This window comes from Thomasclavelia saccharogumia DSM 17460 (genome assembly GCF_000686665.1).
GTDB lineage: Bacteria > Bacillota_I > Bacilli_A > Erysipelotrichales > Coprobacillaceae > Thomasclavelia > Thomasclavelia saccharogumia.
Window position 1 is genome coordinate 1 of sequence record NZ_JMLH01000013.1, and the last position, 23,016, is coordinate 23,016.

Genomic DNA, 23,016 nt, shown 5'->3' on the forward strand with positions numbered 1-23,016 from the left:
ACATCCGGCTTCATATCCTGTTAAAATATCCACCTCATTTTCTTCACTCATTCTTTCTTTAGCTGACTTAATAAATTTAAGAATATTCTTTACTTCAGCAGCACATTTTGTCTGTGCAATAACTTCTCCTGTTGATGAATTGATTCCGCATAAACTGTACGTATTTTTATGGACATCCATCCCAATATAGATTATACTTTTCATAGTGACCTCCTATTGTCGTTATGGTATCGACTTTCATAATTTTGTTTTTTTTACAAATCTTATTATGAATCGTAATCCACGTTTTGACAACTTAGGAGGTCACTTCATATTATCTTTTTCTCCTGCTAACCTCTATTATTACATTACTATGTCTTAATTTTATCTTCATCCCTCTCATAAAAGCTATCTTATCAATATTTATAATTTGATTTTTATTTACCTGTACAAATTGTGTTGGTAATGTTTTAATAATCTCTTTGATTGGTATATATCCTAAATCATCATTTCCATTTTTTTTATAAACATATAAATGTTTATTCATATATTCAAAAAATAATATTTCAGCAGAATCATAAAAATAAACATCATTTCTTTTTGTCGGAATAATTATTTGATTATTATTCATATAACCAAAAACTTCTTTTAAAATATTTTTAAGTTCTACTTCTAAGTGATTTTTTATTATATAACCTGCAATATTTATCCCGATTGCTTCTATAATTCGATTATATGATTTAGCAAGAAAAACAATTATTATTTGATTGCTTTTCAATTTTCTAGCAACATTAATTCCATCTATTCCTGGTAAATCCATTTCTAAAAACAATAAATCATAATTATTTTTCTTTTCTAAAAAAAGATGTGGATTTTCATATATATCAATATCAAACCCACTAACTTGACTATTTTCTATTATTAATTTTTTTATCTTATTACAAAAATGTTTATCACTATCTAAAATAGCTATTTTCACCCTTATCCCCTCCCCGTTTTATTCTATCAATAAATCTTATCTATTTCAATTAATTTTATAATTCATGGCATTTTATTAATGAATTTTTAAAATAATCATATAAATAACTAGCATAGATTCATATTTTTATACCTTATTAAAGCATAAAAAAGAGATTTTTATATTACTGTTAAAGTACAGTATTTTTAATCTCTTATCTTTAATTATCAATTATTAAATATAAAATATCTTTTAGCTTAATTTTAATCTCTAAATGATAAAATCATCGCATTATTAATTTTACATTTTTCTCTTTTATCTTTATAAATTACTGTATCAATATTTTTAATGATGTTAAATTTATGTATTTCTTTATCATATAAATAATAAATCGTATTATTATCTTCTGTAATATATATTATTGTTTCAAATTTAATATCATTTAATAAAATTTTTTGAATATTTCTATTTAAATTTAACTTAAATAAATTTTGTTTATTATCAGCAAAAAAATAATTTTTATTATTTATAGCTACTGATTTTATAAATTCTTGTGTTTCATATACCAATGAATGTTCTCCTTCATCGATACTAAATATATAATTTGTTGGTTCTATATAAGGAATATTGTTTTGTTGATTTGTAATATTTTCCAAATTTTTTGATAACGAATACCCAGATACAATAAATTCATTTGAACCTGGATTAAAATTAACGAGTGAAATATTAAAATCATTATCCCAGCCAATATCTTTTAATTCGTTATTTTCTAAGTCATAAATATATGGTGTAACCACAATATTATCTTTATTTTTTGAGGCTCCGGCAATAAAAATTTGCGAATCAAATGGTATAATATAATTTATTGCATAAAAACTATCAGTTAATTGCGTGATTTTTTTTGTCTTTACATTATAAGAAAATATTTGATCAAAATTACCACTATTATCTTTTGCTGTATAATAAACAATATCATTCTTTTTATTATAAACTGTTAATGGATATTGAGATGTATAAGGTATTTCTGCTATCTTAATAACTTTTTCATCACTCAAATTAAATTGATAAATTTCACTCAGTAATTCATTATTTACATCAATAGTTAATGTAAAAGTAATATAATCATTATTTATTAATTCGGGCTCGCTAATATCTACCGGTTCATTAGATTTACAACTAGTAAAAAAAACTAGATTTAGTATAAATATAAATATTACTTTGTTCTTTTTCATATTAGCGATGTCTATAGATTACTTTTTGAGGCATACTAAAAGAGGAACTCCATTTATATCCCCAAAATTCAACTCCTGTTTTCCAAATATCAAGTACAGCATTGGGCATTCCACCAGCATCTGTTTTTACCATACTAACAATCTTTTCAGATCCATCGGCTGTATTTCCGGTCACACTAATAACTGTATTTACTGGACAATTATCATAAGCAAGTTTCGTAGCAACAGAACCCTTATAGTTTTTTATATTTGATTGTCCATATTCATCATTAAATGTTGTTGCTCTTCCATGTCCATAAACCCATTCTCCTAATTGATATAAAGCATTATTGGCAGAACCCCATTTTGCAAATGGTCTTCCTAATGGTAAATCAGGAGTAAAATCCACAAATGGCATAATTTCCATATTTTCATTAAATGCATCATTTAGTCCAAAATAATCTGGTTCTGTTTTGTTCTCTAATAAAATCGTTTGAATTAATCCATCACTTGCATAAGTTATTTTCATTCCTTTTTGAGGTCTTGGTGTACTATTGACAGGTTCTATTTCTATAGACTCCTCTATACTCCCTTTAATAATTTTATACTTATTGTCACTGATAAACTCAATCTCTGTATATGGTTCCATAATTTCTGGAATTCTATCATTAGTATATATATTGTTATCTGCTTTTATACCATCAATATCAACTACACAGACTGCTATTAATATCAAAACAACAAATAATACTTTTTTTAGCATTTTAATTTTACTTCCTTTCCCTGTATATTTTTTATATTTACTAAATAATGATTTATCAAAACATGCAAACAATATTATAAATTATATGCTGATGCATTAATTTAATATTAACAAAGCAATAAAACTATAATGTTTTAATAATAATAAGAAAAATATATATTTTTCTAATAAATATCCTCAATCTACAATTCAAAGAAATACAAAAAAATAATTCATAATAGATAAAATAGCATTAGTAATATTTTTATCACCTCTCTCACTATTTTCCCAGTTAACTGATATTTGATAATTCTATTATAGATGATTTAATTCAGTTTTTTATTTTTTTTGACTCAACGGCTTAATTAAAAGATCCATCGGTTAAAAAAGAGCTGTACTGAATAAATAATTATTTTACAGTTTCATAAAAGGACAAAATAAATTTTGTCCACCTGGGTGATAGTGCCTTTTAAATGCCTATCATCCTTTTTGGTATTATAATGATTTTAAGAGATATTCTCAAAGTAAAATACAGTTATGAGCATAAAAAGAAAGTAAACAATCAATCTGACCGATGGAATACAAGAGATGTGGTTATTGAAAAAGAAGGAATCGAATGAATACTGGAAGCGTTTTTAGGTAAAGAGAATCAAGGATACAGCTGTCAGTGTTCAAAATGCAATGAAACTATGACTAGGAAAAAACAATATTTCTAACACTTTTTTAGTTAAATAAACTAATTTTTAAAATTAAATAACAAAATATTAGATTAAAAAAGAGACCTCTTTAATAACATGGTATTAACAATATCTCACATTATTAGAAGTCTCTTTTAATTAAAATCTTAAGTTATTTTTGCAAATTTTAACTGATTCGAGAAGATATATACTCACTAGATTTTTAAGACTAATTTTTATAAACTTAATAATCATCCTTCTTTTAAAATATTGTTTATTCTATAGCAACCTTTATCTTATAATTTATATATTTAAATTATTATAGATTATTAATCTAACTTAATGATATTGTACTGAAGTATAAATATTTAAAGTAATAGTTTCCTTTATTTCATCTTTTGGTCTTTTTCTATTGATTTAAACTTTATAAAGAATATTATAGAAAACACTATAAATCCTTGTATTAAAAATGTAGAAAAATTCTCACCAGCAAAACGAATACCACAAGCATTAATAGTTATAGATATTAAAACAAAAATAAATCCAATTAACATAGATATAGCTGCATACAAAATATTGACTAATATTTTTGAAGTTGTTTTTTTATTAATATTCTCAACAATTTTTTTCAAAATATACCCCTCTCCTTCATTTTAAAATTCACCTTATCATTTAATCTTTCAAACAAGTTTATTTTGTAAAGATACTATTGATTTTCAGTTCTCATATTATATATTACACTATCACTTTACCACAAATAATCACTTATGTTAGGATAACCATTCTCTAAATTAATTCCATTATATATATAATCTATATTTTTAAAAATATGGTCATTTGATAAATATTCTTCAACTACTTTAAATTTTAATCTAATTATATCATTAGCCTGATATTGATTAGTTAAATTACCATTAAATTTCCATTCAGTAGAATAGTCTTTATTATCAAAAATAAAACTAGTACTACTATCACTCTCATATCTTGGAAATATATTATGTCTCCTATATTATAATCTTTCAAGTCATTTACATACGTTTGAGTAGCTTAATCATAAAATTGATTTGACAAGTCTACAATACTAAGTACCCTTACCATTAAAAGATTTAGGACTATTTATTTGATAATTAGATCTAATAGTATAAACTTTTGTATTATCCTCTGTGATAATATATTCAACCATTTTCCCTTCAGTAGTTACTGCTTTTCTTACCCCAAATCTTAAAACGTAGTTGAAATCATATAATGTATAATAACATATCCATTTACTTGCATCATTTTCAACAAATCTTAATTGATATGTACCATATGGATTTGCAGAGTCATAACTTGCTAACTGTCCTTGAGTAATTGATTTATTAATAACATCTCTTTTTCCATCAGGTGTTGTAAGAATAACAGATATTTTATCAGACCAGTTTAACATGTCCGTTTTAGCATATGCATCAACAGCCATTCTAGACCAAGGAAGATCTACTGAAACTTTAGCTGCTGCTCCTGTATTTCCTTGATTAAAATAAATAGAACCAGTATTTGAACAAACATAATTATCTCCAATTTCAATACTTGGGCTTCTAGAATAAAAAGCAGTTGATGCTTTTTTTAAAATATACCATAATGCAGTTTTTGCAAACGATAAACCCGCTCCTGCTTCAACATTTGTTATAGTAACAGTACATAAACTCAATGATAAACAAATACATGTTATAAATCATAATAATTTCCTTTTCATATTAACCTCACATTCCTTTCTACTTGTAATTACAAGCTAATCATAATTATGAATAACACTATTTCTGCAACTTTAATTTTATATTTTTTCGAAGCTCACAATAACTATAAATCTAATTTATCCAAGTATACTGGTTCTATCATTAAGGTCATAACTCTAATAAACCTACATCTCATAAATGTAATAAATTTTCAAAAGTCAGCTAAAGTCCCAAAAACTGTTATTTATTTTAATAAGATCATGTTCATTTAAATAACTTTCTTTACCTAGTTTTATTCTGTTTATCTTTTATCTTAAATTAACAAGTCATATAATTACTTCAAACACTGCTTATCAAAACTCGTAAATCATTTAAAAATATTATATTTATACTCAACGAAGCGAATTTATTAACTATGTTTTTTCAATCAAAATTTCTTTAATTTTTTTTAAAACCAAAAGAATAATTGGAAAAATTAAAACTATATATATAAATACAAACAAACAAAGAAACATTACCTCAGATACCATATAATAGAAAAAATTAGCAATATAAAGATATAAATACGAAAGAAAAACTGCAATATCAAATAATATTACATATATAATTACCTTCCGCATTTTTTCACCTTCTTTACATATTTTACTTAACTATTATTGGAAAATTATAATGGTATTCTACTTATCTTTATTATACATCAATTGTTTCTCATTATGATGCTTTTTAATCCAACGGTTAAATTTAAGGATTCATCGGTCAAAAAAAGCTATAAACCATGGTCTATAGCTTTTAAAACATTATTTATTTTTTAAATCAGTAGCATCAAATGCCTCAGCAATTGGTCCCCCTGGTGCAACCATTGGGAATACCTTATCATCTTTATCAATTATACATTCAATTACAATTGGTCCATCATATTCCATTGCTTCTTTAATAGCAGGAACTAATTCTTCTTTCGTTGTAACTTTAATTGCTTTGCATCCTAAACCTTCAGCAACTTTACAAAAATCAACTTTATCAGCTAAAATCGTATTTGAATAACGTTGACCATAGAATAATGTTTGCCATTGACGAACCATTCCTAACACTCGATTATTAATAACTACTTGAATTACTGGAATATTATAACGACTTAATGTTGCTAATTCATTCATATTCATTCTAAAGCAGCCATCACCAGCAATATTGAAAACTGTTTGATGAGGATTACCAAGTTTAGCGCCCATAGCAGCCCCTAAACCAAATCCCATCGTTCCCGCTCCACCTGATGAAACGAATTGACGAGGGCGTTTATAGCGATAATATTGAGCAGCCCACATTTGATGTTGTCCTACATCAGTACAAATGATAGCTTCACCATTTGTCAAATAATCTATTTGTTCAATAATATATGGTCCTGTTAACCCTTCACTATCATAGTTTAAAGGATATTGTTCTTTTAAATCACGAACTTCTTTTAACCACTGAGGATGATTTTGTCTTGTAAGTTTTGTATTTAATTCTGTTAATACACTCTTAGCATCCCCAACAATTCCTAAATCAACAATTACATTTTTATTAATTTCAGCCGCATCAACATCAATATGAATAATTTTAGCATCTTTAGCAAAGCGTTTAGTATCGCCAGTAACGCGATCAGAAAAGCGAGCACCAATAGCAATCAACAAATCACATCTACTAACTCCAAAATTAGAAGCTTTAGTACCATGCATCCCAATCATTCCTGTATAACGAGGACGAGTATTATCATAAGCACCTTTACCCATTAATGAATCAGTAACTGGAGCATCAATTTTTTCCGCAAATTCTTTTAATTCATTAGATGCATCACTAGCAATGGCCCCACCACCAACAAAGATAAAAGGCTTTTCACTAGCTTCTATCATTTTTATTGCCTGATCTATCTCTTGTGATCCATATGTATATCGACGTGGTTCAATTACATCCGGTACACATGGCTCAAAATCAATTGTAGCTGCTGTAACATCTTTAGTAATATCAACTAATACTGGCCCTGGACGTCCTTCTTTAGCAATTTGAAAAGCTTTACGAATTGTTGGAGCTAATTCATTAATATCTTTAACAATAAAATTATGTTTAGTAATTGGCATTGTCACCCCAGCAATATCGATTTCCTGGAAACTATCGCGCCCTAACAGTGATACAGCTACGTTAGCAGTAATTGCCACAAGAGGAGTTGAATCCATATATGCTGTAGCAATCCCTGTAACTAAATTAGTCGCCCCGGGTCCTGAAGTTGCCATACATACTCCAACTTTTCCTGTTGCTCTAGCATATCCATCAGCCGCATGTGCAGCCCCTTGTTCATGAGATGTTAAAATATGATGAATTTTATCTTGATATCTGTATAATGCATCATAAATATTTAAAATCGTCCCCCCTGGATAACCAAATACAGTATCTACACCCTGTTCGATCAAACATTCTGCAACAATTTCCGAACCTGTTAACTTCATAGCAATTCCCTCCTTATCATTTATTTTTCTTCTTTAGCTTCAAGAATTGCTCCACGATCAGCAGAAGTTACCATTGACGCATATCTTACTAGATATCCTGTTGTAATTCTTGGTTTTCTTGGCTGCCATTTAGCTTTACGTTTAGCCAATTCTTCATCACTTACTTCAACATTCATTGAATGTTCTAAAATATTAATATTGATAATATCGCCTTCTTCAACTAATGCAATCGGTCCACCTGAAGCTGCTTCTGGAGAAACATGTCCAATCGAAGCTCCTCTAGTAGCTCCAGAAAAACGACCATCAGTAATCAAAGCAACATCTTTATCTAATCCCATTCCTGCAATTTCACTTGTAGGTGATAACATCTCACGCATTCCTGGTCCTCCTTTTGGACCTTCATAACGAATTACAACAACATCACCCTTAACGATCTTACCAGCTCTAATTGCCGCGATAGCATCGTCTTCACTATCAAAAACACGGGCTGGTCCACTATGAACCATCATTTCCTGAGCTACTGCTGATTGCTTTACTACAGCTCCATTAGGCGCTAAATTACCTTTTAAGACCGCAATTCCTCCAAATGGCGCATATGGTTTCTCAACTGGACGAATAATTTCAGGATTCAAGTTTACACATCCTTTAATATTTTCACCAACTGTTTTACCAGTTACCGTCATAATATCAGTATATAATAAACCAAGTTTATTAATTTCATTCATTACCGCATAGACACCACCAGCATCATTTAAATCTTCCATAAATGTGTCTCCAGCTGGAGCTAAATGACATAAGTTCGGTGTTTTTTTACTAATCTCATTGGCAATTTCTAAATTTAATTCAACTCCAGCTTCATGAGCTATAGCTGGTAAATGAAGCATTGAGTTAGTTGAACATCCTAACGCCATATCAATAGTTAATGCATTATGAAAAGCTTTTTCATTCATAATATCACGTGGTCTAATATTCTTTTTAATACACTCCATGATCTGCATTCCGGCATGCTTAGCCAACCTAATCCTTTCACTATATACAGCGGGAATCGTACCATTTCCCTTAAGACCCATTCCTAAAACTTCAGTTAAGCAGTTCATTGAATTAGCGGTATACATTCCTGAACATGATCCACAAGTTGGACAAGCTTTTTGCTCAATTTCATGAAGTTTTTCTTCAGTTATCATACCAGCATTAAACTGACCAACAGCTTCAAATAATGAAGATAGGCATGTTTTATTCCCATCTACTTTACGCCCTGCTAACATTGGTCCTCCTGATACAAAAACAGTTGGAATATTTAAACGAGCTGCTGCCATTAATAAACCAGGTACGTTTTTATCACAATTAGGAATCATAACTAAACCATCAAATTGATGTGCTGTTGCTAGTGCTTCTGTACTATCAGCAATTAATTCTCGAGTAACTAATGAATATTTCATTCCTGTGTGATTCATTGCAATTCCATCACATACGGCAATAGCTGGTACCTCAACTGGCACCCCACCAGCTAAATAAATTCCTTTTTTTACAGCATCTGCAATTTTATCAAGATTCATATGCCCTGGAACAATTTCATTATATGAATTTACAACCCCTATCAATGGTCGTTCTAATTCTTCATCAGTATATCCTAAGGCATTAAATAATGATCGATGTGGCGCTCTTTCAGTTCCGCTTTTTACATTATCACTACGCATCTTATTTCCCCCTTTATTTTTTTAAATTAGCAACTATTAAGTCACCCATTTCTTTAGTTCCTACTTTTGTTTTATTTTCTGACATGATATCGGCAGTCCGATATCCTTGTTTTAAGACTTTTTCAATTGCTTCTTCTATATCTTTAGCTTCTTGATCTAAATCAAATGAATAGCGAAGCATCATTGCCGCCGATAAAATCGTCGCAATCGGATTAGCAATATTTTTACCAGCAATATCTGGAGCACTACCATGACTTGGTTCATACATCCCAAATTTATCTTCTCTTAAAGAAGCACTTGATAACATCCCGATCGATCCTGTCACCATACTTGCTTCATCACTTAAAATATCGCCAAACATATTTTCTGTCAAAATAACATCAAATTGTTTAGGATCTTTAACTAACTGCATTGCACAGTTATCTACTAACATATGTTCTAAAGTTACTTCAGGATAGTCATTAGCTACTTCACTTACAACTTTGCGCCATAATCTTGAAGTATCAATAACATTTGCTTTATCAACACTAGTAACTTTTTTATTACGTTTCATCGCAATATCAAATGCTCGCTTAGCAATTCTTTTAATTTCTGTTTCACTATAACTCATCGCATCACGAGCAACTAATTCACCATTTTCTTCTTTAGTTGAACGCTTTCCAAAATATAATCCCCCTGTAAGTTCGCGCATGATCATCATGTCAAACCCACCTTCAGTTAATTCTTCTTTTAATGGGCATGCTCCTTTTAATTCATCATATAAAACAGCTGGTCTTAAATTTGCAAATAACCCTAGCTCTTTACGAATTTTTAATAACCCAGCTTCAGGGCGAAGACTAGGTTCTAATTTATACCAGGGTGAAGTAGTTGTATCACCACCAATTGATCCTAATAAAACACTATCACTATTTTTGGCAACTTCTAATGCCTCATCAGTTAAGGGGACACCATGTACATCAATTGATGCCCCACCCATTAAAATTTGCGTATAGTTAAATTTATGATTATATTTATTAGCAACAGCATCTAAAACCTTCATCGCTTCACCAACGATTTCTGGTCCAATTCCATCACCTTTAATTACTGCAATATTTTTTTCCATGATTCTTACCCCTTTTTACTATTTACATAATTGACTAAGCCATCAACTTCAATCATTTTTTGTAAGAATTCTGGAAACGGCTGACTTTGATAAGTTTGCCCTTTTGTAACATTAGTGATTAAACCCGATGAAAAATCAACAGTTACTTCATCACCTTGATCAATACCCGCTACTGCTTCAGGACATTCCATGATTGGAAAGCCAATATTGATTGAATTACGATAAAAGATACGTGCAAAACTTTCCGCAATTACACATTTAGTTCCTGCTGTCTTCAAACATAATGGTGCATGTTCTCGAGAAGAACCACATCCAAAGTTCTTTCCCGCAACAATAATATCACCATCTTCAACTGTTTTAGCAAAGTCAGGATCTATATCCACCATTGCATGACTAGCTAACTCTTTAGCATCAAACGAATTTAAATAACGAGCAGGAATAATTACATCTGTATCTACGTTATCACCATATTTATATATTTTCATTACTCTTCACCTACTTTTTCAGGATTTGCGATATATCCAGCAATAGCACTAGCTGCTGCTACTTCTGGAGAAGCTAAATAAATCAATGCTTCAGTATCACCCATACGCCCAACAAAATTACGATTAGTCGTTGAAACACATTTTTCACCTTTGGCCATTACACCCATATGACCACCCATACAAGGACCACAGCTTGGTGTATTAAAAGCACATCCAGCTTCAACAAAAATCTCTGCTAAACCTTCCTGGATGCATTGAATAAAGATTTTTTGTGTTGCTGGAACGACCATTACTCGAACGTTTTTAGCAACTTTTTTTCCTTTAAGAATTGCTGCTGCTTTACGTAAATCAGATAAACGACCATTAGTACAAGAACCAATCACTACTTGATCGATCATAATTTTATCCATTGCTTCAATTTCATCGATCGTATGACCATTTCCTGGAAGATGCGGGAATGCCACAGTTGGTCTTACTTCACTTAAATTTATTTCGATCACTTCATCATAATCAGCATCTTCATCAGCTTCATAAATTGTATATTCTTTAGTAGAATGATTTTTCATATAATCAATTGTTAAAGCATCAACTGGAAAAATTCCATTTTTAGCTCCAGCTTCAATTGCCATATTACAAATCGTAAAACGATCATCCATAGTTAAATATTGAATTCCTTCGCCTACAAATTCCATACTTTTATAACGAGCCCCGTCAACTCCAATTTTCGTAATGATATGTAAAATAATATCTTTTCCACTTATATATTGCGAAGGTTTTCCAGTTAAAACAAATTTAATTGCACTAGGAACTTTGAACCAAAGTTCTCCAGTTGCCATTCCGGTTGCGATATCAGTAGTACCGACTCCAGTAGAAAAAGCTCCTAAAGCACCATAAGTACATGTATGAGAATCCGCTCCAATGATACATTCTCCAGCTACAACGATCCCTTTTTCTGGTAAAATCGCATGTTCAACACCACATTTACCTTGTTCCATATGATGAGTTAAACATTGCTTATTAGAAAAATCTAAAATTGCTTTAGAATTTTCTGCTGATTTAATATCTTTATTTGGCGTAAAATGATCTGGCACTAATACAACTTTATCTTTATCAAAAACCTTGTCTGCCATTTGATAAAAAATTGGTAACGCCATTGGTCCGGTAATGTCATTAGCCATGACAACATCAAGTTTTGCCTCGATCAATTGTCCAGCTGCAACTTCATCTAAACCAGCATGTTTTGCTAAAATTTTTTGTGTCATAGTCATTGCCATGATTATAATCCCCCTTATCTTGACCTTTGTAGGTTGTAATTAGGGAGTAGTTTACTCCCTAGTTACAACACACAAAAGTGTGTGTTGATTAATTATTAATTAATTTGTCTTCATCAGACCAGCTGTATAATTTACGAATCTCTTTACCAACTTTTTCAGATTCATGTTCAGCTGCTAATTTTCTCATTGCTTTAAAGTGAGCTTGTCCACCAGCTTCGGACATATCTAATAAGAAATCTTTAGCAAATGTACCATCTTGAATATCTGCTAAGATTTGTTTCATTGCTTTTTTAGTATCTGCAGTGATAATTTTTGGTCCTGTAATATAATCACCATACTCAGCTGTATTTGAAATAGAATATCTCATTCCTTCAAATCCTGATTGATAAATTAAATCTACGATTAGTTTCATTTCATGGATACATTCAAAATATGCATTTCTTGGATCATATCCTGCTTCTACTAATGTTTCAAAACCAGCTTGCATCAATGCACAAACCCCACCGCACAATACAGCTTGTTCACCAAATAAATCAGTTTCTGTTTCTGTTCTAAATGTAGTTTCCAATAAACCAGCTCTTGCTCCACCGATTGCTAGACCATAAGCTAAAGCAATATCTTGAGCACGTCCTGAAGCATCTTGTTCAACTGCAACTAAACATGGTGTTCCTTTTCCAGCTAAGTACTCACTACGTACTGTATGTCCTGGTGCTTTTGGTGCAATCATTGTAACATCAACATTTTTTGGTGGTACGATTTGATTAAAGTGAATATTGAAACCATGAGCAAACATCAACATGTTTCCTTCTTCAAGATTTGGTTCAATTGATTCTTTATATAATTTAGCTTGAAGTTCATCATTAATTAAAATCATGATGATATCTGCTTTTTTTGCTGCTTCGGCAGAAGTATACACTTCTAATCCTTGTTCTTCAGCTTTTTTCCATGATTTAGAACCTTCATATAACCCAACGATTACATGTACTCCTGATTCTTTTAAATTTAATGCATGAGCATGACCTTGAGAACCATACCCGATTACGGCAACTGTTTTACCGTCTAATAAAGATAAGTCACAATCTGATTCATAAAAAATTTTAGCCATTTTTCTTAACCCCCTATTTATTTATTACTATGACTTTTTATATCAATTTCACCAAGCCCGCGTTTAATTCCCGATAATCCGGTTCTAACGAGCTCGACGACATTGAACCCTTCCAACATCGCAAGCAACGCATCAATTTTTGATTGATCTCCTGTTGCTTCGATAACTAGTGATGATGGTGCAACATCAATAATTCGTGCTCTAAAAATATCCGCAATCGAAACAATTGAAGAACGTTGCTTTTCATCAGCCTCAACTTTAATCAAAACCAGTTCTCGATAAACTGATTTATCAGGTTCTAATGGAAAAATTTCAATAACTTCAACCAATTTCCCTAACTGTTTTTCAATCTGATTTAAAATCAATTCATCACCAACTGCTACGATAGTCATCCTTGAAACATTTGGAATATTAGTCTTTCCAACACTCAGGCTGTCAATTCCATAACCACGACGACTAAATAAGCTGGCAACACGGCTCAAAACACCAGGATTATTTTCCACTAATAACGATAATACTAAACGATTCATGTCATTGGCTCCCTTCTTCTTATTTCATTGCCTTAGTTAAGCGATTCATTCCTGATACAATTGCTTTTATTGTTGCCGTTGTAATATTTGGATGAATCCCTACACCATATTCTTGACAAGCACTTCCCTTAGCCCTTAAATAAACATAAGCTGCCGCTTTTGAACTTGATCCTGAAGTTAAAGCATGCTCACTATAATCTAATAAATGCGAATGTAATTCTGGAAGTGAATTCAAGGCGTTTTTCACAGCATCAATTGGTCCATTTCCATAACCCGTTAAAGTTACAACTTCACCATGTGCTTCAATCGTAATTTCTGCCCGTCTTTCATATTCAGTTTCATCTTCACTTATATCAACCAGCTTTTGTTTAATAAAGCGATAAGGTTCTTCGTTATCTACATACTCTTCAATAAATGTATCATAAACTCTTTCTGGAGAAACTTCTCCTTCTTCTTCACTTATATCTTGAATTATTTTTGCAAAATCCACTTGTAATCCTTTTGGTAAATGGAATCCGTACATACTTTCCATCACATAAGCAACGCCACCTTTACCTGATTGTGAATTAATTCGCACAATTGGTTCATATTGGCGCCCAACATCACTTGGATCAATAGGTAAATAAGGCACTTCCCAAATACCATCATTTCTTTCCTGCATCGCATGCATTCCTTTATTGATTGCATCTTGATGACTACCAGAAAAAGCCGTAAAAACTAACTTTCCGACATACGGATGACGTGGTGGAACTTCCATCTTAGTAACTTTTTCATATACATGTTTTATATTATTAATATTACTTACCTCAAGTTTTGGGTCAACTCCTTGAGTAAACATATTTAAAGCAACATTGACAATATCAACATTTCCAGTTCTTTCACCATTTCCAAAAATAGTTCCTTCAACACGATCAGCACCAGCCATAATACCAAGTTCTGTTGCTGCAACACCACATCCACGATCATTATGCGTGTGTAATGAAAGAATTACTCGTTCACGATCTTTAAAATGTGTTGACATCCATTCAATTTGGTCAGCATAAACATTTGGCGTTGACATTTCTACTGTCGATGGCAAATTAATAATCACTTTCTTATCTTTTGATGCTCCCCATTCATCCATTACAGCTTCACACACTTCTAAAGCATAGTCTAATTCTGTTCCTGTAAAGCTTTCTGGTGAATATTCAAGAATCACTTCTCCATCAAATTCTTTACTTAAATCTTTAACTAATTTAACACCATCAATTGCAATTTGTTTAATTTCTTCTTTCCCCTTATTAAATACCACATCTCTTTGTAATACTGAAGTAGAATTATAAACATGTACGATTGCTCTTTTTAATCCTTTTAACGATTCAAATGTCTTTCTGATCAAATGTTCCCTTGCCTGAGTCAAGACTTGTACTGTGACATCATCAGGAATTAAATTTTCATCAATTAAAATTCTTAAAAAATCATATTCTATTTGACTAGAAGAAGGAAAACCAACTTCTATTTCTTTAAATCCCATATCAACTAAGAGTTGAAACATTTCCACTTTTTCTTCTATTTTCATCGGTGTGATCAAGGCTTGATTACCATCACGTAAATCAACAGAAACCCATGTTGGCGCTTTTTCAATTTGTTTATCAGGCCAAGTACGTTCTTTAAAGCTGATTGGTTCAAATCTCTTATACTTTTGATAATTCATCATTTTATTTTTCCTCCTCATTTATTTTAAATACTTATAAAAAAACCTTCGCACTCAAAATGACTCCTGTCACTTTGAGGACGAAGGTATAGTAACCCCGTGGTTCCACCTCAATTCATTAATACCTCACGATATTAATCTCACTAAGTACGCTATTATATAGTTAGTTCATACTCTTGCTAGATAACGGTTGCATTCCGTAGCCACCTACTTGATTCAGCGCTCCACTCAAGGATGAGTTCAATAAACCTTCAACAGCTCTTTCCACCAGCCAGAACTTCTCTACGCTTGAAAAATTTATCTACTAGTTCCTATCAAAGTATTTAAGTTATGTTACTGAATATGATAGCCCGATATTTTGTCGAAGTCAACCTTTTTTCATAAATTTTAAAGACAATTAATTATCACTGTGATAATTAATTATTTCACAAAACCATCAACCTAAAAAACCTTGGAAATATCAGCGTTTATTTGTTTATCTCTAATTATATCATCAGAATTCAAAATAACTTTAGACGCATACTTTGCATCAACAATATAATCATCTAATAAACCTTTTTCATATTTATTTTTTAAATCAAAATACATTGTATAATCAAATGTATAGGTTTTAATAATTTCATTATTTGGATAAACCAGCATAAAAACTAATTCATTATGATTATTAACCAAAAACAAACGATACGTTGCCTTACTCGTTATTGTACTTCTTATCTTATTTTTCATAATTTCGACAATTCGATCATCTAAATTATGTTCTTTTATAATAATTTTTTCTTTAAGTTCATTTAGTTCTTTGACAAATCTTATTTGATATTTATTTACATCCATTTTTGATATTTTTTTTGATCCATCATGAGATAAAATAACTGCATATTTCAACTTATCATCATAATATACACACTCATATACTATTTTTTGATAATGACCACAATAACTGCAACGATATAAAAATAGTTCATCATTAAATATTAATTCCTTTGCTCTCAAATTATCGCTTTTAATAATCGGGAACAGTTTCTTCGTTCCTTTTTCCAAACAGTGAATACACGTAATTTCTAATTCAACTTCATCATTCATAATTTCAACTCCTCGATAACATTTTACTAAATTAAAAATACTAAAATAGCTAATTTATCTTAAGAAATCATTTAGTTTTTATAAAAATAATTAAGTATACGTTTTATCCTTATATGTTAAAATATATAGTGGTGATAAAAATGCGTAGATTGAAATGGCCCTTTAAAATAATTCTATTTATTATTTTATTTACAATTATTAATACTAGCTGGAATTATTATTCTACAAACAAAAAAACATCTGATAAAATTCCAGCCAAATCAACAACTACAGTTACAGCATCCTTTATTGGAGACTTATTATATGAACAGCCTTATTATGACTGGCTTGGTTCCAATTATGAAAATAAGGGTTATTATGATTTAGTAAAACCTTACTTTTTAAATGATGATCTAACTCTCGCTAATATGGAGGTGCCAATCGGAGGAAGTGAATTAGGTATTTCTGGCAAAGGTTATAGTTTTAATGCACCTATACAAATTGGTCAAGAAGTTATTGATATGGGTGTTGATGCCCTTAATCTTGCTAACAATCATGCTAATGATGCCGGAATTGAAGGACGCAATAATACAATCAATTTTTTTAATAAACATAATATTTTAACTACTGGGGTATATTCATCTGTTGAAGATCGACAAAAAATCAAAACAAAAAAAATTAACAATATTACATTCAGTTTTCTTGGTTACACTTATAAAACTAATAAACTAGATTATCAAAATCAAAATTTAATTGGTTATTATCGTAATCTTGATACGATGAAACTAGATGATGAGCATAAAGATATTATTAAAAATGAAGTTAAACAAGCTAAACAAATTAGTGATGTAGTAATCGTTAGTATGCATTGGGGCAATGAATTTACTTACACTGTCAACGATGAACAAAAAGAACTAGCTAATTATTTAAATGAGTTGGGCGTTGATATAATTATTGGTCATCACTCGCATTGTATCCAGCCAATCGAATGGTTGGAAAACAACGATCATAAAACCCTTGTTGCATACTCATTAGGCTCTTTTGTCTCAGCAGATAATCAAGTTACTCGAGCTACAAATGAATTTGCCAATGCATATAACATTTCTATGATCTTGCAAACAGAGTTTGAAAAAAAAGAGCATAAAACTTCAATAAAAAAAGTTACTTATACCCCAATCATTAATTACTATGATCAAAACTTTGAAAATTTTAAACTTGTTCCTTTAAATCTCTATGATGAAGAACTAGAAACAAGTCATGATCGTTATTCAAAAGGATTGAACAAAGATTTTATTATTAATAGTTTTAACAATGTAATTGATCAACAATTTAATATTAATTATATCAAATAAAAATATAGACCAAATTTAGGTCTATATTTTTATTTTTGAACTGCTAATTCAATTAAACGATCCAACAATTCACTATAACTAATACCAAAATCATCCATTAATTGAGGATACATCGATATTTTGGTAAAACCAGGCATAGTATTAATTTCATTTAAATAAATTTTATTTGTTTTCTTATCCAAAAAGAAATCAACGCGACTTAATCCATGACCATCAATTGCTTTAAAAGCTTTGATTGCATATGCTCGAATTTGTTCTTGAATACTTTGATCAACTAGAGCTGGAATACAAGTCTTGCTTTCTTCATCCTCATATTTTGATTCAAAAGTATAAAACTCACCATGGGGCATAATTTGACCCACTCGAGAAACGATCACATCATCGTTTCCTAAAACTGCTGTTTCTAACTCGATACAATCAACACACTCTTCTACCACAATATGACGATCATATTTTGCTGCTTCATTCAATCGATCCATTAATTCCTCTTGACTATCGCAACGATAGCAGCCAACACTTGAACCAGAACGGCTAGCTTTAATAAAACAAGGCATTCCTAGTTTTTTAACGATATAATTTTCAACATCATCAATTTCATCAAAATTATTATCTACTGCTACTAATTTATTGTCATAACGTTTTTTTATATAAATTGATTTAACTTGAGGAATCCCTACTGTATCCAGAATTTTTTTAGTATATATTTTATCCATTGCAACACTAGAACTAAATACTCGGCAGCCAACATATGCTACTTTTGCTAGTTCAAATAATCCCTGAATCGTTCCATCTTCCCCATATAATCCATGCAATACAGGAAAAGCTACATCTTGTTTTCGTAATAAACCATAGATATCATCAACCGGCTGACTATTCTCTAACCAGTTATCTTTCGCTAAATCCTGCTGATCAGCTTTTAAATAATACCAGCTTCCATCTAAATCGATACCTACTAATGTAAGATCATATTTTTCTTTATCAAGATTATTTAAAACTGATGTACATGACATTCTAGATACTATATGTTCACTAGATTGTCCACCACATAAAACCAACAATTTCTTTTTCACGATAATTTCTCCTCTATTTGCGTAACGACATCTTTAAGTTTCATTCCATTTGATCCCTTTAATAAAACTACATCATTACTACATAAATTATTTCTTAAATAATTTATCACTTCTTCATTATCTTTACAACAATAAATATTCATCATTCCTGCATCTTTTGCTCCAGCTGCAATAAACCGTGCCTCTTTACCTACTACTACAAGCAGATCGATATTTTTAATAGCCACATGTTTACCAACACTACGATGAAGCTGTTCACTAAACTCTCCAAGTTCCAGCATATCCGCTAAAACAGCAATCTTTCTTCTTGAATAAGTTGCTAAAACATCTAAACTTGATTTCATTGAATCTTCACTAGCATTATATGTTCCATCAATCAAAGTAATGTTATTTTTTAACTCAATAATATCCATTCTTTTCTTTGTTAATTGAAATTCATTGATTCCCTGAATGCACTTTTCCATACTTATATCTAATTTAATTCCGATTGCAATAGCTATTAAAGCATTTAAAACAAAATGATTACCTGGTACCGGAACATTTACTTTATATATTTCATTTAAATAATTTAATTCAAAAGTACTATGATCATCTTTTAAAACAACATTTTGCGCCCTAAAATCACTGTCACTATCAATCCCCACTTTAACAAGTTCCAAATTATCTAATTCGACTGTTGAAAGCAGATCATTATCATTATTAATAATTAGAGAACTACCATCTTTCATTCCCACAGTTATTTCTAATTTAGCTTTTAAAATATTTTCACGACTGCCAAGTTCTCCAATATGTGCCGTTCCAATATTAGTAATCGCACTAATATCCGGTAAAGCAATCAATGACAATTCTTCCATTTCTTTTAAATGATTCATGCCCATTTCCAAAACTAGTACTTCTTCATCTTTATGTCTTAAAATCGTCAATGGCAATCCAATATTATTATTGTAATTCCCCTCAGTTTTTAAAGTTTTATATTCCTTTTTGACAACGCTATAAACCATATCCCGAGTACTTGTTTTACCAACACTGCCAGTAACACCAACGACCTTGACATTACGATTCTTTCTTAAATATCGTGCCATATCCTGCAAAGCCTTTAATGTATCTTCGACCTTGATGACTACTTTATCATCAGACTTAATATCACGATCACTGATTATTGCGCTAGCGCCATTTGCAAACGCACTTTCAATAAAATCATGCCCATCAAAGCGCTCGCCAATTAATGGGATATACATCATCCCAGCTTTAATTTTGCGACTGTCTTGACTAAATCCTATAATTTCTAAATTTTCATCACCACTTAATAAAATTCCATTTGTGGCATTAATTATTTCCCTTACATTCATTTTTTCACCCTAAATCTCTTCACCAGCTATTTCTGGTATATCACTTTCTAATATCTGTCTCTTTCCATCTAATCCAACTACTTCATAACCAATATTTCCCTCTTGGTAAATTGATGTTAAAACTAGAAGTTTATCGCCTACTACCTCAAATGTCAATTTTCCAATGCTTTCGATCGTATAAAGTTTTTTTACCTTCTTACCTTCAAGCGTCATCGTATAAATCACATTACCATCATGAACAACTAAATGGTCATCAACGATATTAACTAGCTGCAAATTATTATTTTCATAAACATCACTATGATTTCCATCTAGATCACATTTAATTAAACCTTTATCATTTATATAATATAAATACTCACCATCATAAGTATATGTGTTAGTATTACTTGCTAGAGCTCTACGATCACTACCATCAAATGTAATTGAGATTAATTCTGAATTTTCATTTATATAAAAAATTCGTTCTCTTTTTTCATCAATGATCAAACTATATGAAACTTCATCATTTATTTTTTTATCTTCATTAGTTGATAAATCAAAGCAATAAACAGATTCATTATCACTATCTTTTTGATAATATATTTTTTCACCTAAATTTTGAACATAATAAACATTAGTTAATAAAACATCATCATTTTTACTTTCCTTATCAACTCGATGATAATCATTATTTTCATCAAGATAATAATAATATTTACCGTCATCTTTAAAATCTGTTAAAGCAAAATCATATACATGTTCGCGATTATTCAACTGCTTATCATAAACAATCAATTCTTGATTCATTACAATATAAACCTTATCTTTATTAACATAACTTACTGCCAATCCATTATTATTAGTAGCTTGAGCATATTGACTTGTTTCTTCATCAATCGTTAAAACAGCATCTTCATATGCCTGTTCATCAACACCCTGCTGATCCGCTAATTCGATTGGATTGGCATTCAAATACCCATTGATTGCAACACTAATAATCAACAACACAACAAAAACTGTCCAGATAATCGGATTTTTCCAATAATTTTTCTCTTCATTAATTTGGTCATGATCATTATTTTGGACTGTGTCACATATTGGACAACGATCCTCATCCACCAATAAAGGAGCTCCACATTTCTTACATCTTTTATTTTCTTCCATTTCATCACCTGCTTTTTAATGTTTTTATTTTATCATATTACTAGATCAAAAAAAAGTAGACTTAATTGTTTAGATTAAGTCTATTCAAAAAGCTTACTCATATTATAACCATCACTTATATACCAGTTATATTCATCATCATTACTTCTGTAAATTATCTTGTCACCAGCTACATTAAATTCATAAATATCACTATCAATTAAATATATTTCCTCATCATCAAAATTATGATAGTATAAATCATTTTCCATATCAGTATATACAATTCCATTATTTGTAACAATAAAATTATAAATATCACTTTCATCAAGATAACTTATAGAATCATCTATTTTCGTATCATAGGCTTCGATACCATTAATATTACTATAATAGATAACTCCATCATCAACATAAAAATTACCTATTGCATAAAGATCATATTCATTTTTGAATCGTCCCTCTAAATCGATTGCCCTAATAGCTCCATCTACTTCAAAATAAATAAGTTCTGTTTTAAAATCAAATGCTAAATAATAAATATCATGGCTGTCTATTAACCGGCTTTCACCATTTTCATATAAATATAACTTCATTTCATTGGTATACAAAAAACGATGATTTTTTATTGGTAAAATATTTTCATCATAAAATAATTCCTCAATATTCCCACTATTTATATCGTAACGTTTATATATACCAAAATTATCATAGTAAATGTAATTATCTTCAATATAAATATTTCCACTCAAACTATCTGAGATAAAATCAATATTTTCTATTTTTTCAAAAGATCGGTCCGCCTTCTTTAGATCATAATCACAACCTAAATAAAGTTCATCATTATCTAAAAACACTACACTTCCCTGCTGAAAATTACCTGCCATCATCAAATCATTATTATTACCATTAATACTCATTTCTTTTATATCAACCATTTCAACATTAGCTTCATCACTAACAAACAAATTAAAAAGTGCTCCCCATAAAAATATTATTCCTAAGACTATTGCAATTAAATTCTTTTTTTCTCGATCCCGTTTAACTGTTTTTTTGTGATTTCTAGTTAATTTATCTCTCGCTTCTTCAAAGCGTTTCTTTATATCATTATCACTTTCTTGATAATCATACATCTCCTGACTTTGATAAACATGAGTCGTTGCTGTATGTTTTGAATAATCTAGATCATCTTTAAGATAATATTTTTTATTAATGTCATCTTTTTTTAAATATTTAGTTGGATTCCCACAATTAGGACAATTACTTTGACCATAATGAATTATTGTTGTACAAACACTGCAGCGATTTATCTTTCCCTGATGATATCCACACAGCGGGCAAACCAGCATATTTTTTATTTCATTACCACAGTTGTCACATTTCATAAAATCACTTCCCCTAAAATAATTGTATCATCCA

Annotated in this window: 19 protein-coding genes, 1 pseudogene and 1 other annotated feature; of the genes and pseudogenes, 1 reads left to right on the top strand and 19 read right to left on the bottom strand. The window is 30.3% G+C overall.

The annotated features are described in order from the left end of the window. From BR82_RS0104380 to BR82_RS0104460, 15 genes and pseudogenes are all read right to left on the bottom strand, one after another. Positions 1 to 204, bottom strand: a pseudogene (locus BR82_RS0104380) (hypothetical protein); the annotation flags it as partial. A gap of 109 nt (positions 205 to 313) precedes the next feature. Continuing rightward, positions 314 to 958, bottom strand: coding sequence for a LytR/AlgR family response regulator transcription factor (locus tag BR82_RS0104385; protein WP_027089184.1), 645 nt, complete (start codon positions 956 to 958; stop codon positions 314 to 316). 242 nt (positions 959 to 1,200) lie between these two features. After that, complete coding sequence (locus BR82_RS0104390) at positions 1,201 to 2,169, bottom strand: hypothetical protein (RefSeq protein ID WP_027089185.1); 969 nt, start codon at positions 2,167 to 2,169, stop codon at positions 1,201 to 1,203. Position 2,170: 1 nt separating this feature from the next. Next, on the bottom strand, positions 2,171 to 2,911 hold the full coding sequence (locus BR82_RS0104395; protein WP_027089186.1) for a hypothetical protein: 741 nt from the start codon (positions 2,909 to 2,911) through the stop codon (positions 2,171 to 2,173). Between the two features lie 1,042 nt (positions 2,912 to 3,953). Then, positions 3,954 to 4,199: a hypothetical protein gene (locus tag BR82_RS0104405; protein WP_027089187.1), complete on the bottom strand. Its 246-nt coding sequence runs from the start codon at positions 4,197 to 4,199 to the stop codon at positions 3,954 to 3,956. A 449-nt stretch (positions 4,200 to 4,648) separates the two neighbouring features. Then, positions 4,649 to 5,254 (bottom strand): hypothetical protein, encoded by a 606-nt coding sequence (locus tag BR82_RS16265; protein WP_027089188.1) that lies wholly within the window; start codon positions 5,252 to 5,254, stop codon positions 4,649 to 4,651. A gap of 822 nt (positions 5,255 to 6,076) precedes the next feature. Then, on the bottom strand, positions 6,077 to 7,756 hold the full coding sequence (gene ilvB / locus BR82_RS0104420; protein WP_027089190.1) for a biosynthetic-type acetolactate synthase large subunit: 1,680 nt from the start codon (positions 7,754 to 7,756) through the stop codon (positions 6,077 to 6,079). A gap of 20 nt (positions 7,757 to 7,776) precedes the next feature. After that, positions 7,777 to 9,453, bottom strand: coding sequence for a dihydroxy-acid dehydratase (gene ilvD / locus BR82_RS0104425; RefSeq protein ID WP_027089191.1), 1,677 nt, complete (start codon positions 9,451 to 9,453; stop codon positions 7,777 to 7,779). Between the two features lie 13 nt (positions 9,454 to 9,466). Continuing rightward, positions 9,467 to 10,555: a 3-isopropylmalate dehydrogenase gene (leuB, locus tag BR82_RS0104430; RefSeq protein ID WP_027089192.1), complete on the bottom strand. Its 1,089-nt coding sequence runs from the start codon at positions 10,553 to 10,555 to the stop codon at positions 9,467 to 9,469. Positions 10,556 to 10,560: 5 nt separating this feature from the next. Beyond that, a complete protein-coding gene (gene leuD / locus BR82_RS0104435; RefSeq protein ID WP_027089193.1) occupies positions 10,561 to 11,040 on the bottom strand; it encodes a 3-isopropylmalate dehydratase small subunit in 480 nt (159 codons plus the stop codon). Beyond that, positions 11,040 to 12,314 carry a 3-isopropylmalate dehydratase large subunit gene (leuC, locus tag BR82_RS0104440; RefSeq protein ID WP_027089194.1) on the bottom strand — a complete coding sequence of 425 codons (1,275 nt, stop codon included), beginning with the start codon at positions 12,312 to 12,314 and terminating at the stop codon, positions 11,040 to 11,042. Before leuC ends, leuD begins: the two co-directional genes overlap by 1 nt. Positions 12,315 to 12,402: 88 nt before the next feature. After that, positions 12,403 to 13,419, bottom strand: coding sequence for a ketol-acid reductoisomerase (ilvC, locus tag BR82_RS0104445; RefSeq protein WP_027089195.1), 1,017 nt, complete (start codon positions 13,417 to 13,419; stop codon positions 12,403 to 12,405). Between the two features lie 17 nt (positions 13,420 to 13,436). Further along, a complete protein-coding gene (gene ilvN / locus BR82_RS0104450) occupies positions 13,437 to 13,949 on the bottom strand; it encodes an acetolactate synthase small subunit (protein ID WP_027089196.1) in 513 nt (170 codons plus the stop codon). A gap of 19 nt (positions 13,950 to 13,968) precedes the next feature. Then, positions 13,969 to 15,645 carry a 2-isopropylmalate synthase gene (gene leuA, locus BR82_RS0104455; RefSeq protein WP_027089197.1) on the bottom strand — a complete coding sequence of 559 codons (1,677 nt, stop codon included), beginning with the start codon at positions 15,643 to 15,645 and terminating at the stop codon, positions 13,969 to 13,971. A gap of 70 nt (positions 15,646 to 15,715) precedes the next feature. Then, positions 15,716 to 15,969: a binding site (T-box leader), on the bottom strand. 114 nt (positions 15,970 to 16,083) lie between these two features. Next, positions 16,084 to 16,722, bottom strand: coding sequence for a CpXC domain-containing protein (locus BR82_RS0104460; RefSeq protein ID WP_027089198.1), 639 nt, complete (start codon positions 16,720 to 16,722; stop codon positions 16,084 to 16,086). A 140-nt stretch (positions 16,723 to 16,862) separates the two neighbouring features. Here BR82_RS0104460 and BR82_RS0104465 point away from each other — a divergent pair, with 140 nt between their 5' ends. Next, a complete protein-coding gene (locus tag BR82_RS0104465; protein WP_034864152.1) occupies positions 16,863 to 18,053 on the top strand; it encodes a CapA family protein in 1,191 nt (396 codons plus the stop codon). Positions 18,054 to 18,082: 29 nt separating this feature from the next. On the opposite strand, the gene BR82_RS0104470 is transcribed toward BR82_RS0104465, so the two are convergent. The 4 genes from BR82_RS0104470 to BR82_RS0104485 all read right to left on the bottom strand — a co-directional run bounded on the left by BR82_RS0104470 (position 18,083) and on the right by BR82_RS0104485 (position 22,982). Beyond that, positions 18,083 to 19,123, bottom strand: a complete 1,041-nt coding sequence (locus BR82_RS0104470) for a D-alanine--D-alanine ligase family protein (protein ID WP_027089200.1) — start codon at positions 19,121 to 19,123, stop codon at positions 18,083 to 18,085. After that, positions 19,120 to 20,472 carry a UDP-N-acetylmuramoyl-tripeptide--D-alanyl-D-alanine ligase gene (locus BR82_RS0104475; protein WP_027089201.1) on the bottom strand — a complete coding sequence of 451 codons (1,353 nt, stop codon included), beginning with the start codon at positions 20,470 to 20,472 and terminating at the stop codon, positions 19,120 to 19,122. The genes BR82_RS0104470 and BR82_RS0104475 overlap by 4 nt, the downstream gene beginning before the upstream one ends. Before the next feature lie 9 nt (positions 20,473 to 20,481). Beyond that, positions 20,482 to 21,618, bottom strand: coding sequence for a DUF5050 domain-containing protein (locus tag BR82_RS0104480; protein WP_027089202.1), 1,137 nt, complete (start codon positions 21,616 to 21,618; stop codon positions 20,482 to 20,484). An 80-nt stretch (positions 21,619 to 21,698) separates the two neighbouring features. Further along, a complete protein-coding gene (locus BR82_RS0104485) occupies positions 21,699 to 22,982 on the bottom strand; it encodes a hypothetical protein (protein ID WP_027089203.1) in 1,284 nt (427 codons plus the stop codon). Positions 22,983 to 23,016 lie beyond the last annotated feature (34 nt).

Bases quoted from the DNA above. Each gene is read 5' to 3' on its own strand.
- BR82_RS0104390 (WP_027089185.1), bottom strand. From the start codon at position 2,169: ATGAAAAAGAACAAAGTAATATTTATATTTATACTAAATCTAGTTTTT.
- BR82_RS0104395 (WP_027089186.1), bottom strand. From the start codon at position 2,911: ATGCTAAAAAAAGTATTATTTGTTGTTTTGATATTAATAGCAGTCTGT.
- ilvB (WP_027089190.1), bottom strand. From the start codon at position 7,756: ATGAAGTTAACAGGTTCGGAAATTGTTGCAGAATGTTTGATCGAACAG.
- ilvD (WP_027089191.1), bottom strand. From the start codon at position 9,453: ATGCGTAGTGATAATGTAAAAAGCGGAACTGAAAGAGCGCCACATCGA.
- leuB (WP_027089192.1), bottom strand. From the start codon at position 10,555: ATGGAAAAAAATATTGCAGTAATTAAAGGTGATGGAATTGGACCAGAA.
- leuD (WP_027089193.1), bottom strand. From the start codon at position 11,040: ATGAAAATATATAAATATGGTGATAACGTAGATACAGATGTAATTATT.
- leuC (WP_027089194.1), bottom strand. From the start codon at position 12,314: ATGGCAATGACTATGACACAAAAAATTTTAGCAAAACATGCTGGTTTA.
- ilvC (WP_027089195.1), bottom strand. From the start codon at position 13,419: ATGGCTAAAATTTTTTATGAATCAGATTGTGACTTATCTTTATTAGAC.
- ilvN (WP_027089196.1), bottom strand. From the start codon at position 13,949: ATGAATCGTTTAGTATTATCGTTATTAGTGGAAAATAATCCTGGTGTT.
- leuA (WP_027089197.1), bottom strand. From the start codon at position 15,645: ATGATGAATTATCAAAAGTATAAGAGATTTGAACCAATCAGCTTTAAA.
- BR82_RS0104460 (WP_027089198.1), bottom strand. From the start codon at position 16,722: ATGAATGATGAAGTTGAATTAGAAATTACGTGTATTCACTGTTTGGAA.
- BR82_RS0104465 (WP_034864152.1), top strand. From the start codon at position 16,863: ATGCGTAGATTGAAATGGCCCTTTAAAATAATTCTATTTATTATTTTA.
- BR82_RS0104475 (WP_027089201.1), bottom strand. From the start codon at position 20,472: ATGAATGTAAGGGAAATAATTAATGCCACAAATGGAATTTTATTAAGT.
- BR82_RS0104480 (WP_027089202.1), bottom strand. From the start codon at position 21,618: ATGGAAGAAAATAAAAGATGTAAGAAATGTGGAGCTCCTTTATTGGTG.
- BR82_RS0104485 (WP_027089203.1), bottom strand. From the start codon at position 22,982: ATGAAATGTGACAACTGTGGTAATGAAATAAAAAATATGCTGGTTTGC.